Origin of the sequence: Pseudomonas sp. 43NM1, assembly GCF_002836905.1 — a bacterium.
Classification (GTDB): domain Bacteria; phylum Pseudomonadota; class Gammaproteobacteria; order Pseudomonadales; family Pseudomonadaceae; genus Aquipseudomonas; species Aquipseudomonas prosekii.
Window position 1 is genome coordinate 1 of the sequence record NZ_MKGS01000174.1, and the last position, 13,634, is coordinate 13,634.

Annotated in this window: 12 protein-coding genes; 4 read left to right on the top strand and 8 right to left on the bottom strand. The window is 59.2% G+C overall.

Annotated features, from left to right (window positions below; translation table 11 throughout):
• The 5 genes from BI292_RS22310 to kdpF form a co-directional block, all read right to left on the bottom strand.
• On the bottom strand, window positions 1-1,603 hold a 1,603-nt coding region (locus BI292_RS22310; protein WP_157831290.1), incomplete at its 3' end, for a DUF4118 domain-containing protein.
• Window positions 1,604-1,744: 141 nt separating this feature from the next.
• On the bottom strand, window positions 1,745-2,290 hold the full coding sequence (gene kdpC, locus BI292_RS22315) for a potassium-transporting ATPase subunit KdpC (protein WP_101209187.1): 546 nt from the start codon (window positions 2,288-2,290) through the stop codon (window positions 1,745-1,747).
• Window positions 2,291-2,571: 281 nt separating this feature from the next.
• Entirely contained in the window at window positions 2,572-4,629 is a 2,058-nt protein-coding gene (gene kdpB, locus BI292_RS22320; RefSeq protein WP_101209188.1) for a potassium-transporting ATPase subunit KdpB, read from the bottom strand.
• Between the two features lie 25 nt (window positions 4,630-4,654).
• On the bottom strand, window positions 4,655-6,349 hold the full coding sequence (gene kdpA / locus BI292_RS22325; protein WP_101209189.1) for a potassium-transporting ATPase subunit KdpA: 1,695 nt from the start codon (window positions 6,347-6,349) through the stop codon (window positions 4,655-4,657).
• A gap of 8 nt (window positions 6,350-6,357) precedes the next feature.
• Complete coding sequence (kdpF, locus tag BI292_RS22330; RefSeq protein ID WP_007899818.1) at window positions 6,358-6,447, bottom strand: K(+)-transporting ATPase subunit F; 90 nt, start codon at window positions 6,445-6,447, stop codon at window positions 6,358-6,360.
• Between the two features lie 461 nt (window positions 6,448-6,908).
• On the opposite strand from kdpF, the gene eat reads away from it, so the two are divergent.
• The 3 genes from eat to BI292_RS22350 all read left to right on the top strand — a co-directional run bounded on the left by eat (window position 6,909) and on the right by BI292_RS22350 (window position 9,326).
• Window positions 6,909-8,273, top strand: coding sequence for an ethanolamine permease (gene eat / locus BI292_RS22340; RefSeq protein WP_101209191.1), 1,365 nt, complete (start codon window positions 6,909-6,911; stop codon window positions 8,271-8,273).
• Between the two features lie 149 nt (window positions 8,274-8,422).
• Entirely contained in the window at window positions 8,423-8,590 is a 168-nt protein-coding gene (locus BI292_RS22345; protein WP_101209192.1) for a DUF2897 family protein, read from the top strand.
• Between the two features lie 178 nt (window positions 8,591-8,768).
• The gene (locus BI292_RS22350) at window positions 8,769-9,326 is read left to right on the top strand and encodes a TetR/AcrR family transcriptional regulator (protein ID WP_101209193.1); all 558 of its coding nucleotides are present in this window, start codon (window positions 8,769-8,771) and stop codon (window positions 9,324-9,326) included.
• On the opposite strand, the gene fabF is transcribed toward BI292_RS22350, so the two are convergent.
• Both fabF and BI292_RS22360 read right to left on the bottom strand, forming a co-directional pair.
• The gene (fabF, locus tag BI292_RS22355) at window positions 9,323-10,597 is read right to left on the bottom strand and encodes a beta-ketoacyl-ACP synthase II (RefSeq protein ID WP_101209194.1); all 1,275 of its coding nucleotides are present in this window, start codon (window positions 10,595-10,597) and stop codon (window positions 9,323-9,325) included. The genes BI292_RS22350 and fabF overlap by 4 nt on opposite strands.
• 32 nt (window positions 10,598-10,629) lie before the next feature.
• On the bottom strand, window positions 10,630-11,424 hold the full coding sequence (locus BI292_RS22360) for an SDR family oxidoreductase (protein ID WP_101209195.1): 795 nt from the start codon (window positions 11,422-11,424) through the stop codon (window positions 10,630-10,632).
• A gap of 402 nt (window positions 11,425-11,826) precedes the next feature.
• Between BI292_RS22360 and BI292_RS22365 the strand changes: the two genes are divergently transcribed.
• Complete coding sequence (locus BI292_RS22365; RefSeq protein ID WP_101209196.1) at window positions 11,827-13,110, top strand: Wzz/FepE/Etk N-terminal domain-containing protein; 1,284 nt, start codon at window positions 11,827-11,829, stop codon at window positions 13,108-13,110.
• A gap of 97 nt (window positions 13,111-13,207) precedes the next feature.
• Here BI292_RS22365 and BI292_RS22370 read toward each other — a convergent pair whose 3' ends face one another.
• Window positions 13,208-13,543 carry a helix-hairpin-helix domain-containing protein gene (locus BI292_RS22370; RefSeq protein ID WP_101209197.1) on the bottom strand — a complete coding sequence of 112 codons (336 nt, stop codon included), beginning with the start codon at window positions 13,541-13,543 and terminating at the stop codon, window positions 13,208-13,210.
• Window positions 13,544-13,634: the final 91 nt, after the last annotated feature.

Genomic DNA, 13,634 nt, shown 5'->3' on the forward strand with positions numbered 1-13,634 from the left:
ATTGCAGCTCGCTCCAGCCATTGAGGTGCTGCGCGGCGGCGCTGATCACGGCTTGGCGATCGGTGGCGGCGGTGAGTTTGCGCGACAGGTCGAGCAGCTCGGTGGTTTCTTCCTGAGTGTCGCGCAACGCCTGCAATTGCCGGCGTTGACGCGCCGCGAGGTTGCCGGTCAGCGCGGCCATCAAGAGGAAAAACAGCAAGGTCAGCACGTCTTCTTCGCGCTGAATGCTGAACGAGAAATTCGGCGGAATGAACAGGAAGTCGTAAACCAGGAATGACAGCGCCGCACACGCCAGCGCCGGGCCGAGGCTGCTGCGCACCGCCACCAGCAACACCGCCGCGAGGAACACCAGTGAGATATTCGGCAACGGCAAAACACTCGCCACGGCCCACGCCAAGGCACTGGCCAATACGGTCGCCAGCAACGCCAGAGCGTAGTCAAACCAGACCAATGAACGGATCGAACGCTGACGTGGCTGATGGGTTTCGTGATCGCTGTCGAGCACGTTGATTTCCAGCCCTCGGGCATCGCGCAACAGCCGGGAAGCCAGTCCGCCGCCAAACAGCCGTCGGTGAAGACGCTGCCGGGATTGACCGACCAACACCAGACTGGCGCGACGTTCGGCAGCGTGCTGGATCAGGGTCTTCGCCACTTCGCCGGCGCGCAGCAACACCACTTCGCCGCCCAAACGTTCGGCCAGTTGCTGGGCGCTTTGCAGACGCAGGCGCGATTGCTCGTCGCGCACGCGGCCATTGTCGACGTGCACCAGACTCCACGGCAGATGCCGGCGCTGGGCGACGCGGCTGGCGTGGCGCACCAGGCGTTCGGCCTGCGCATCGCCATCGACCCCGACCAGCAACCGTCCGCGCACCGCCGGCGCAGCCTGACCGAGTTGGCGATAACCCTGGGCCAAGTCGTTATCGACCTGCGCCGCAGCGGTTTGCATGGCCATTTCGCGCAGCGCGGTGAGGTTGGTCTGGGTGAAAAAAGCATCGATGGCCGCGCGCGCCTGCTCCGGCACATAGACTTTGCCGTCGCGCAGACGCTCAAGCAATTCGCGCGGCGGCAGGTCGATCAGCAGCAGTTCGTAGGCTTCTTGCAGGACCCAATCGGGCAAGGTTTCGCGGACCTGCACGCCGGTGATTCCGCGCACTTGATCGTTGAGACTTTCCAGGTGCTGGACGTTGACCGTGGTGAACACATCGATGCCGGCGGCGAGCAATTCCTGGATGTCTTGCCAGCGTTTCGCGTGACGGCTGCCGGGGGCGTTGCTGTGGGCGAGTTCGTCGACCAGCACCAGTTTTGGTTTGGCCGCGAGCAGACCGTCGAGGTCCATTTCTTCGAGCAACACGCCACGGTATTCCGAGCGTAGCAACGGCTGTTGCGGCAAGCCACCGAGCAGCGCTTCGGTTTCGGCGCGGCCGTGGGTCTCGACCACCCCGGCGATGACTTTGACCCCTTGGCGCAGTTGCGTGTGGGCCGCTTGCAGCATGGCGTAAGTCTTGCCGACACCTGGCGCGGCGCCGAGGAACACCTTGAGCCGGCCACGGCCATCGCGGGGCAGGTCTGCTAACAGCGCATCGGCGCGGCCGGAATCGCTCATGCTTGAAGGTCTCTTCTTTCAGGTTTTGATGGGGTGAATATTAGGCCGCCATCGCGAGCAAGCTCGCTCCCACAGGGGATTTGTGAACACTGGAGATTCCCTGTGGGAGCGAGCTTGCTCGTGATTGGCGGCGCCACCGGTTTAAAGCTTTTGCAGCGCGATATTCAACGCCAGCACATTGACCACCGGTGGCCCCACTAGCGGCTGCTCGATGTGTGCGTCGAGCAACTGTTGAAGGGTCGATACCGGCAGATTGCGCGCCGCCGCAACACGCGCCAGTTGATAGGCAATCGCCGCCGGTGGCAAGTGTGGATCGAGGCCGCTGCCAGAGGTGGTCAGCAGCGCCAGCGGCACCGGTCCTTGCCCGGGCACTTGCAGTTTATTGGCCTCGTCGATGACCCGCGTGGCGAGCGCCGGGTTGCTCGGCGAGAGGTTGCTGGCGCTGCTCGACACCGTGGCAAACGCCCCGGCCGACGGGCGCGGATGGAACCAGGCGTCGCCGGTAAACTCCTGGGCAATCAGCGACGAACCGCGCACTTTGCCATCGGCGTCGCGTACCAGACTGCCGTTGGCCTGATCGGGAAAAGCAATTTGCGCGACGCCGGTAACCACCAGAGGATAGGCGACGCCGGTGATCAGCGTCATGAGTACCAGAAGGCTCAGGGCCGGGCGGATCATTGTGGACATTTCAGAATCCTCGAAATTGAAGAAGTAGTGGGTGTCAGGGAAATCCACCCCTCACCCCAGCCCTCTCCCCACGGGGTAGAGGGGGAAAGGGAGCCGATCTTTGTGCTGTTCAAAACCTGAGTTCGACTCGGTCTTTCAGGTCGCTAAATTTCGCAAGACATCCGTGCTGTTAAAAACCTGAGTTCGGCTCGATCTTCCAGGTCGATGCAGCTCCAGGAACACCTCGGTCAGTCCCCTCTCCCCCCCGGGGAGAGGGTTAGGGTGAGGGGTCGATCCAAAGGTCAAACCAAATGCAGTGCAGTGAGCAGCATGTCGATTGCCTTGATCCCCACAAACGGCACGACAATCCCGCCCAGTCCATAGATCAGCAAATTGCGCCGCAACAACGCCGCAGCACTCGCCGCTTGCACGCGCACGCCACGCAGCGCCAGGGGAATCAGCACAACGATGATCAACGCGTTGAAGACAATCGCCGAGAGAATCGCGCTCTGCGGACTGCTCAGTTGCATGATGTTGAGCACGCCCAATTGCGGATAGATCGAGGCGAACAGCGCCGGCAGAATCGCGAAGTATTTGGCGATGTCGTTGGCGATCGAAAAGGTCGTCAACGCGCCACGCGTCACCAGCAGCTCTTTGCCGATTTGCACCACGTCGAGCAGCTTGGTCGGATCGCTGTCGAGATCGACCATGTTTGCCGCTTCGCGCGCCGCTTGCGTGCCGTCATTCATCGCCATGCCGACGTCAGCCTGGGCCAGCGCCGGCGCGTCGTTGGCGCCGTCGCCGCACATCGCCACCAGACGACCGTCGTTCTGCTCGTGACGAATCCGCGCGAGTTTTTTCTCCGGCGTGGCTTCGGCCAGCACGTCATCGACGCCCGCCTCGGCAGCAATCGCCGCCGCGGTCAGCGGGTTGTCGCCGGTGACCATGACCGTGCGAATCCCCAGTTTGCGCAACTCGGCGAAACGCTCGCGGATGCCCGGTTTGACCACGTCCTTGAGATGGATCGCGCCGAGCAATTTACCGTCGACACACACCAGCAACGGCGTGCCGCCACTCTGCGCAATCTTGTCGACTTCCCGAGCCATGGCCGGGGCCAGGTCCGAGCGTTTCTGGCCGATGAACGCCAGCAGCGAATCCACCGCGCCTTTGCGATACACGCGGCCCTGATAATCAACACCAGACAAACGCGTCTCGGCGCTGAACGGCACGCCGGTGAGCAATTCGGCGCCCGGCTCCGGCTGCGGATGCAGGTTGCGCAGGTACTCGACGATTGACTTGCCTTCCGCCGTGTCATCGGCCAGCGACGCAAACAACGCGCCTTCGGCCAGCTCTTTGGCTGTCACGCCGGGTGTTGCATAAACCGCGGTGCAACGGCGGTTGCCGAAGGTGATGGTGCCGGTCTTGTCCAGCAACAGCACGTGCACGTCCCCCGCCGCTTCCACGGCGCGCCCGGATTTGGCGATCACGTTGAGGCGCACCAGGCGGTCCATGCCGGCGATACCGATGGCCGACAACAAGCCGCCAATGGTGGTCGGAATCAGCGTGACCAATAACGCCACAAGGAACACCAGCGGCAGACTGCCGTTGGCGAAATGCGCGAACGGTTGCAGGGTCACGACCACCAGAAGAAAGATCAGCGTCAGGCCGATCAGCAGGATATCCAGCGCCACTTCGTTGGGGGTTTTCTGGCGTTTTGCGCCTTCGACCAGGGCGATCATCCGGTCCAGGGTCGATTCACCGGGGTTGGCGGTGATGCGCACCAGCAGCCAATCGGAGACCAGCCGCGTATTGCCGGTAACGGCCGAACGGTCGCCGCCGGATTCGCGAATCACTGGCGCCGATTCGCCGGTAATCGCCGCTTCGTTGACCGCCGCGATGCCTTCGATGACCTCGCCGTCACCGGGGATCATTTCCCCGGCTTCGACGCGCACCACATCGTCCTTGCGCAGATTGGCCGCCGGCACCACTTGAAACGTGCCGTTGGCGGTCTTGCGCCGGGCGCTCAAACCTTCGCTGCCGGCCTTGAGGCTGTCGGCGCGGGCCTTGCCGCGACCTTCGGCCAAGGCTTCGGCGAAGTTGGCAAACAGCACGGTAAACCACAGCCACAACGCGATTTGCGCAGCGACAAAGGTTGGCACGGTGCTGTCGGGAATAAAGCACAACACGGTGGTCAGCACGGCGGTCAGTTCGACCACCAACATCACCGGCGCCCGTTGCAATTGGCGCGGATCCAGCTTGACGAAGGCTTGCACCAGCGCTGGACGCCAGAGCGCCGAGATCGCGGTTTTCGGTTGTTCCGGCGCCTTGACGGCGGCCGGTTTGGTTGCGGGCATATTCATCATCAGCTCCTCGAAAAAGCCTGGCTCAGAAGCCCATGCTCAGATGTTCGGCAATAGGACCCAGGGCCAGCGTCGGCAAGAACGTCAGGCCACCCACCAGCAAAATGGTCACGGTCAGCAGCGTCACGAACAGCGCGCCGTGGGTCGGGAAACTGTTCGGTCCGATTGGCGCGGTTTTCTTCATCGCCAGGCTGCCGGCCAACGCCAGCACTGGAAGGATGTAACCGAAACGACCGATCAGCATGCCCAGGCCCAGCATCAAGTTGTGGAACGCGGTGTTCGCACCGAAGCCGCCAAACGCCGAACCGTTATTCGCGCTGGCCGAGGTGTAGGCGTAAAGCAACTGGCTGAAACCGTGGGCGCCGGGGTTGCTGACCGCCGCGACCGGGCCGGGCAAACTGGCGGCAATCGCGCCGAGCACCAGCACGCCGACCGGCATCACCAACAAGGTTACGACCAGTAACTGCACTTCACGCGCCTGGAGTTTTTTGCCGAGGTATTCCGGCGTGCGGCCGATCATCAGGCCGGCGAGGAATACCGCGATCAACACGTTGAGCAGCATGCCGTAAAGCCCGGCGCCGACGCCGCCGAAGATCACTTCGCCGACCATCATGTTGACCATCGCGACCATGCCGCTCAGCGGGTTGAGGCTGTCGTGCATACCGTTGACCGAACCGTTCGATGCCGCCGTGGTGGTCACCGACCACAACACCGTCGCCGTGGTGCCGAAGCGCGCTTCCTTACCTTCGAGTGGCGCAGTCTGCTCGACGGCAGCGTTGGCCAGCGATGGATTCGGCTGGTATTCGGCCCACAGCGAGGTGGCGCCGCCGATCAGGAACAGCGCGAGCATGCAGGCGATGATCGCGCGACTCTGACGCAGGTCCTTGACGTAATGGCCGAAGGTGAACACCAGCGCGACCGGGATCAGGATGATCGAACCGACTTCGAACAAGTTGCTCCACGCCGTCGGGTTCTCGAACGGATGCGCCGAGTTGACGCCGAAGAAGCCACCGCCGTTGGTGCCCAGTTGCTTGATCGCAATCTGGCTCGCGGCCGGGCCGAGCGGGATCACCTGATCGACGCCTTGCATGGTCACGGCATTGACGTATTGCGCGAAAGTTTGCGGCACGCCCTGCCAGACCAGAAACAGCGCCAGCAGCAAGCACAGCGGCAGCAGGCCGTAGAGCGTGGCGCGGGTCATGTCGACCCAGAAGTTGCCGAGGGTTTTTGTCGATTTGCGGCCGATGCCGCGACACAGTGCCACCAACACCGCCAGACCGGTGGCGGCGCTGACGAAGTTCTGCACGGTGAGGCCGGCCATCTGGCTCAGATAACTGAGCGACGCTTCGCCGCTGTAGGCCTGCCAGTTGGTGTTGGTCATGAAACTGACGGCGGTGTTGAACGCGAGCGTCCACTCCTGGCCCGGCAGGTTTTGCGGATTCAGCGGCAAGTGGTCCTGGAACAACAGGATCGCGAACAGCAGCAGGAAGCCTGCGAGGTTGAAGGCGAGCAAGGCCAATGTGTATTTCTGCCAGCTCTGTTCGACCTGCGGATCGACCCCGGCCACGCGATAACAACCGCGCTCGACCGGGCCGAGGATCGGCGACAGCCAGGTGCGCTGGCCTTCCATGACTTTGTAATAGAAGCGACCGAGAAACGGCGCGGGGATCAGCACTAACGCGAAAAACCCGAGGATCAGCCAATAGTCATAACTGTGCATAGCCGCTCCTAGTTCCGGTCCGCGCGCAACAGCGCAACCAGCAGATAAATGAACAGCCCCACTGCCAATAGCAGTGACACCCCGTCCAGAACGCTCATGGAAAATCTCCGTGTAACGGCGTATTGCCGCGTGTCCGGGCATTGTCGGCAGGGAGGCTGTAAAGGAACGAGAGCGAGGGGTGTGGCGGGGCATAAAAAAAGTGTAAAGAGTGGCTTTATGCGGGGGTTACAGGCGTTTTGGGCGGACGCCATCGCGAGCAAGCTCGCTCCCACAGGGATCAGCGTTGTGTCGGCGAATGCATTTCAATTGTGGGAGCAAGCTTGCTCCCACAGGGATCAGCGTCGTGTCGGCGAATGCATTTCAATTGTGGGAGCGAGCTTGCTCGCGATGGCGGCATAACGGGCGACATTGCCCCCAACTGGCGCAAAAATCACGGCCATCCAGCGCCGATCATCCCCGATACGACACCTTTCAGCGCATTGCGACGCGCAAATACAAAATGGCACGCCCGCTGCACGCGCCCTCCCCCGAGCTTTCCAAACCATTCCGGGAGCAACGCATGAACACACAACTCAAACCGACACTGGGCACGCTGCATCTGTGGGGCATTGCCGTCGGGCTGGTGATTTCCGGGGAGTATTTCGGCTGGAGTTACGGCTGGGGCGTCGCCGGAACCCTGGGTTTCCTGGTGACTTCCTTTATGGTCGCGACCATGTACACCTGTTTCATCTTCAGTTTCACCGAGCTGACGACGATGATTCCCCACGCCGGCGGTCCCTTTGCCTACAGCCGCCGCGCCTTTGGCGAGAAAGGCGGATTGATCGCCGGGCTGGCAACGCTGATCGAATTCGTCTTCGCCCCACCAGCGATCGCTCTCGCGATTGGCGCGTACTTGAATGTGCAGTTTCCGGCACTCGACCCGAAACACGCGGCGGTCGGTGCCTACATCGTGTTCATGAGCCTGAACATTCTCGGGGTGAAACTCGCGGCAACCTTCGAGTTGATCGTCTGCGTCCTCGCCGTCGCCGAACTGCTGGTGTTCATGGGCGTGGTCGCGCCGGCCTTCAGCTTCAGCAACTTTGCCCTGAATGGCTGGGCCGGTTCCGATGTGTTCGGCGCGCCAGCGATTGCCGGGATGTTCGCGGCGATCCCGTTTGCGATCTGGTTTTTCCTCGCCATCGAAGGCGCGGCCATGGCCGCCGAAGAAGCCAAGGACCCGAAACGGACGATTCCCAAGGCTTACATCAGCGGCATTCTGACCTTGGTACTGCTGGCGATGGGCGTGATGTTCTTTGCCGGCGGCGTTGGCGACTGGCGCACCCTGTCGAACATCAACGATCCGCTGCCGCAAGCGATGAAAACTGTGGTTGGCGAAAGCTCCGGTTGGCTGCACATGCTGGTGTGGATTGGTCTGTTCGGACTGGTGGCGAGTTTCCACGGGATCATCCTCGGTTACTCGCGCCAGTTCTTCGCCCTCGCCCGCGCCGGTTACTTGCCGAAATCATTGGCCAAGCTGTCGCGCTTCCAGACGCCGCACCGGGCGATCATCGCCGGCGGGCTGATCGGCATCGCGGCTATTTATAGTGACGGTTTGATCAACCTTGGCGGCATGACGCTGACCGCGGCGATGATCACCATGGCGGTGTTCGGCGCCATCGTCATGTACATCATGAGCATGCTCAGCCTGTTCAAACTGCGCAAAACCGAGCCGAACCTGGAACGGACTTTCCGCGCGCCGTGTTATCCGCTGGTGCCGATGATTGCGTTGGTGCTGGCGGTGGTGTGCCTGGTGGCGATGGCGTGGTTCAACACCTTGATCGGGCTGATCTTCGTCGGCTTCATGGCCGTCGGGTTTGTGTACTTCATGCTCACCGCGCAATTGCGCGCCGATGCGCCGGCGGATGCAATGCTGACCGGTTTGTAGCAAGGGGCTGTAACGAGGGGCTGTAACGAGGGATACGCGCGAGACATTACAGGCCTAGAATGGAACCACTGCGAAATCTGATCGCTCAAAGTGGTATGCACGCTCGGTTGGCGAAATCCGCCAATCGGCCTGCCCTCAAGGAGAGCCCTATGCCCTGGTATGCCTGGTTGATTCTGGTCGTTGCAATCGGCTCGATCGTTGGCGGTTTGATGATGTTGCGCGACACCGCCACCAAGGTCGATCTGACCGAAGAGCAACGCAAACGCATCGCTGAACGCAATGCAGTCGCGGACGCCAAGGATGCGCAGGACCGCTGATAAAAAAACCCCACCTTCGCGGTGGGGTTTGTTTTTGCGCTCGCCAGTTCTCCGGCAGACTTCTAAAAAACACGCCGCCCAGCCGAATGGCGCGCATCTGCATGCTTTTTTGCGGTAGAAGTACAGTCACCATCCAATATTCATTGGGTAAGATGGCGGATTGTCGCGGAGACCCAAAATGCGTTACTCGCAGGACCATAAAGCCCAGACCCACCAACGCATCATCAAGGAAGCGTCTGCACGTTTTCGCCGCGACGGCATCGGGGCGACCGGCCTGCAACCCTTGATGAAAGCGCTGGGCCTGACCCACGGCGGCTTTTATTCGCACTTCAAATCCAAAGATGAACTGGTGGAAAAAGCCCTGCAAATGGCCCGCGATGAACTCGACGCGCATTGCGCAACGCTCTTCGCTGAACAACGGCCGCTCGACGCGTTTATCGACAGTTATCTCTCCGAATGGCACCAGACTTCGCCGGATCAAGGTTGCCCGCTGCCGACCATGTCTTCAGAACTCGGACTGCGCGGCCAGCCCAGCCCGACCACCGATCAAGTGCTCAATGCCAGACTTGAGCAAGTGCAAAGTACCCTTGAAGGCGAACAGCCGAGCGAACCCAGCATCGTCATCATGTCGACGCTGATCGGTGCGCTGATGTTATCGCGCAGTGTCGAGAACGCCGAGCTGGCCCAGCGGATTCTCGACGTGACGCGCGATCACCTGAAACAGAACAACGATTAATCACTCCAACGCTTGAACAGCACGCTGGCATTCACGCCGCCAAAACCGAAGCCGTTCGACAGCGCGTATTCAATCGGCATCGACCGCGCCTGGCCGTGAACGATGTCCACGCCTTCGGCTGCCGGGTCCGGGTTATCGAAATTGAGCGTGGCCGGAACGATTTGATCGCGAATGGCCAACAGGGTGAAGATCGCTTCGATGCCGCCAGCGGCGCCAAGCAAATGACCGGTCGCAGACTTGGTCGACGTCACCGCAATCTTGTTATCCGCGCCGAACAATGACTTGATCGCCGCCAACTCCCCGAGATCCCCGACTGGCGTCGACGTCGCGTGAGCATTGAGGTGTTGCACCTGATCAGCGCTGACCCCGGCTTGCGCCAATGCCAACGACATTGCCCGCCGAGCACCGCTGCCATCTTCAGGCCCGGCCGTCAGGTGATAGGCATCCGCGCTGGTGCCGTAGCCAACCAGCTCGGCGATCGGTTTAGCGCCCCTGGCCAATGCATGCTCCAGCGATTCGATCACCAGCAGACCGGCGCCCTCGCCCATCACAAAACCGTCGCGATCCTTGTCGAATGGCCGCGAGGCGCGCTCCGGGGTTTCGTTGTAAGCGCTGGACAAGGCACGCGCGGCCGCAAACCCGGCCAGACTGACGCGATCAATCGACGCTTCGGCGCCGCCGCACACGGCAATATCCGCCTCGCCACTGCGAATCAGCCGCGCGGCATCGCCGATCGCCTGAACACCGGCGGCGCAAGCGGTTACCGGCGCGCCGAGCGGACCTTTGAAACCATGCAGGATCGACACGTGCCCCGCCGCCAGATTGACCAGAAACGAGGGAATGGTGAACGGCGACAACCGTCGCGGCCCGCGCGTATCGGTGGTGCGCACCGCATCGGCAATAGCGCCGAAACCACCGACGCCCGAGCCGATAATGGTCGCGGTGCGTTCCTGAGCATTGGCGTCCTGCGCCTGCCAACCCGCCTGCTCCAGCGCCTGACGCGCGGCTTCTATGGCAAACATGATGAAACGATCCATCTTCTTCTGTTCTTTGGGCGCGATGGCCCGGTCCGGGTCGAAGCCGGCTTCGGTATCTTCAGCAATGCTCGGCACTGCGCCGCCGACCTTGGCCGGCAGATCCGCAACCACTGCGTCGGGCAATGCGCGCAGTCCAGAGCGCCCGGCCAGCAGACGCTCCCACACGGCTTCGACGCCAGAACCCAATGGCGACACCAGGCCCATTCCAGTCACAACTATTCGACGATCACTCATACCGCATTCACCTCAAACCGATTCATGACGCCTCACTTGTAACGTGCGGCGGGCTTATCTCGGGACAGGTTCGGCGCCATCACATGACGGGCCGCAACAAAGGCTTGCCACTCGGACGCATCCGGCAACGACGGGATAGTAATCAGTTCGCCCTGGTCCAGACCGGCCAGCGACGCATCCACCATGTCCGCTGCATCCATGATCATTTCCGCCGGGATACCACTGGCATCAATCCCCGAACGCTGCCAAATCTCGGTGCGCGTCACCCCGGGCAAAACTGCTTGCACCCGCACACCGGTGCCGCTCAGTTCCGCATCCAAAGATTGGGTCAGGCTCAGAACATACGCCTTGCTGGCGCTGTAAGTCGCATTAAACCGTTCCGGAAACAAAGCCACGACCGAGGCAATGTTGATAATCGTGCCGCGCCCCGCCTTGGCAAAACTGGCTGCCGCCGCCGACGCCAAACGCGTGACCGTGGTGACGTTGAGCTGAATCAGCTGCTCAAGTTGCTCCATGTCGGCGTTCGCGAGTAAACCGTCGCTGGCAACTCCCGCATTGTTCAGCAGAAGGCTGATGCTCGAATCGCTGCGCAGACGTTGTTCGATTTTGATGACTTGGTCTTTTTGCGTGAGGTCGGCTTTAAGCACTTCGACCTGGACGCCGTGCTGCTCGCGCAGTTGGGTGGCGGCGTCCTGAAGGCGTTGCTCGTCGCGGGCAACCAGCAGCAAATCGAAACCGCGAGCGGCCAGGCGCTGGGCGTAAATCGCGCCGATGCCTGAGGAGGCGCCGGTGATGAGGGCTGTGCCTTGGGATTGAATGGTAGTCATGGCGGTGCTCCTTCTGGGATTGTGGAGAAATGACGTTTGGAAACGTCAGAATAGGACGAGGTTTTATTATAGGCATAATCCAATGTAAATATGACATGCGTAATTTTTTCATTCGGACCAGCGGAGGAGCCAGCAGGCGCACCGCCGTACCCCAATGTTCATTGGCCCATCTGCCAATTCTTAGCGTTTCGAAGCGCAAGTTTGTTGTTGAACCCTCGTCAGTCGTTCACGTTCCAAGCCCAAAACGCCAAGCAGAAGAATGGCAAATCACCCTGCTCGCGCCTTGCCGTGCACATTTAGATACGAGACAATGCTAAATATCTAAATAATTTGCCAACGCCAACAACAGCGACTAACTAAGTACCTTGCTTATCGGTAACTGTTTCTAAGCCTGAGGGTTACATGAACTTCCCTGCAAAAATACAGCATGACAATGGGCAGCATGAAATTGATATTGCAGAACTGCTCCGAAGTTTGTGGAAGCAACGAGGCATTATTCTCATTTTTACTGCGCTCTCTACTTCGATTGCAGTTACCTATGCATTGATGGCGCAACCGCAATACAAGGTTCAGAATTATATCAGGCCCGTGGCTTCAGCAGATCTGGACATGCTGAATGAAGCAGGTCTTTATAAGCTCCAACCGGAAGAAGCTTTAAGACGCATCGGAGCTTCCCTGGAATCGTTCGAAATCCGCCGGAAGTTTTTTTCGGCCAATCCTGAGTTGCTGGCTTCATTGCAAGTCCCCGGCAAGCCCATCGAACAAACCATTGAAAACTTCACGACCAAAGCGTTTACCGTAGAACAAATTGACCCTAAGAAAACCGCAAATCTTTCGGAGGCCATCCAACTGGGTGTTGAGTACCCTGCCGGAATAAATGGGGTGGATATTGTCAACAACTTCACTGATTACGTCGTAAAGCAAGAAAAAGAAAAGGTTGAAGCAGACTTTAAACTCATCATTGCCAACCGGACAGGTCAGGTAGAACGAAAGCTTCTATCAAAAAAAGCAGCATACGAGGCTGAGAAAGATTCGAAAATTGCATCGCTCTTAGAGAAAGACCAACTCAAAAAAGAATGGCTTCAGGACGAACTGAAAGCGTTGCGCCAGCAATTGCAAACTCGTCGACAAAACCGCATAAAACAATTGGACGAAGCCATTACGATCGCCACCAAATTGGGCATTGTTGCTCCGACCACGCCATCCGCTCTTGGTGATTCAGGACAGACTCGGCAAGGCAACATGATCCGCACTGAGGTGAGCAACCAGGCAATCCCCCTGTATTTCATGGGCCAATCGGCGCTGGAAGCTGAGCGGGCCACGCTGCGCTCCCGCAATTCCGACGATTTCACTGAGCCTCGTGTCGACGAAATTCAGAAGGAACTAAGCCTTCTCACCAATAATCGTGAAGTCGCCCTCCTAAGACAGCGCAGTAACGAAGAGTTGTTTCTGAAAGGCTTGAACGAAATTCGAGAAGAATTAGCTCACCTGAATAATCTGCACATTAACTCGGACCAATTTAACCTGGTTAATATCGACAAAATAGCCACAACCCCACCAGGCCCCATCAAACCAAGAAAAGCATTGATAGTAGGAGTAGGTTTTATCCTGGGCTTGCTGCTGGGCCTGGCGCTCGCATTACTCAGAACAGTTGCGATTCCAAAAATTGTAAATTCGGAAAAATAATCTTTAACTTTTGAAAGGTTCAGAGTGAGTTCATTCTGCCTACAGGAATGAATACAAAAAAGGCCGATCAATGATCGGCCTTTTTTACTCGTCGATATTAATTCACTTCCAGCTTATCTCTATTTCTTTCGAGAATTGCCTTTCCAATCCCCTTCACTTCGAGCAATTCATCTACCGATGCGAATGATCCATTACTTTCGCGATAATTAATAATTGCTTTCGCCTTCGCCTCTCCTACTCCAGCCAACTCTCGCTGAAGAGTTAATACGTCCGCAGTGTTTAAATTGAATTTGCCAGTCTGCATTTCCGTAGCAGTCTGCGCACTCACGGACGATTGAGCCGCCTCATCGGTGGTTTGAGGTGCAGCAATGGCGGCGATAGAAGCGCTGCTTAGAAGAGCGAAAACCAACGAGTAGAAATAACCTTTACGCATTTAATAAAGCTCCATGACATCGTTTGAGAAAGCAGCATTTCCGATGCTGCTCCCCAACCTTAGGCGATGTCATGAAGCTGTCAAAAGTGTG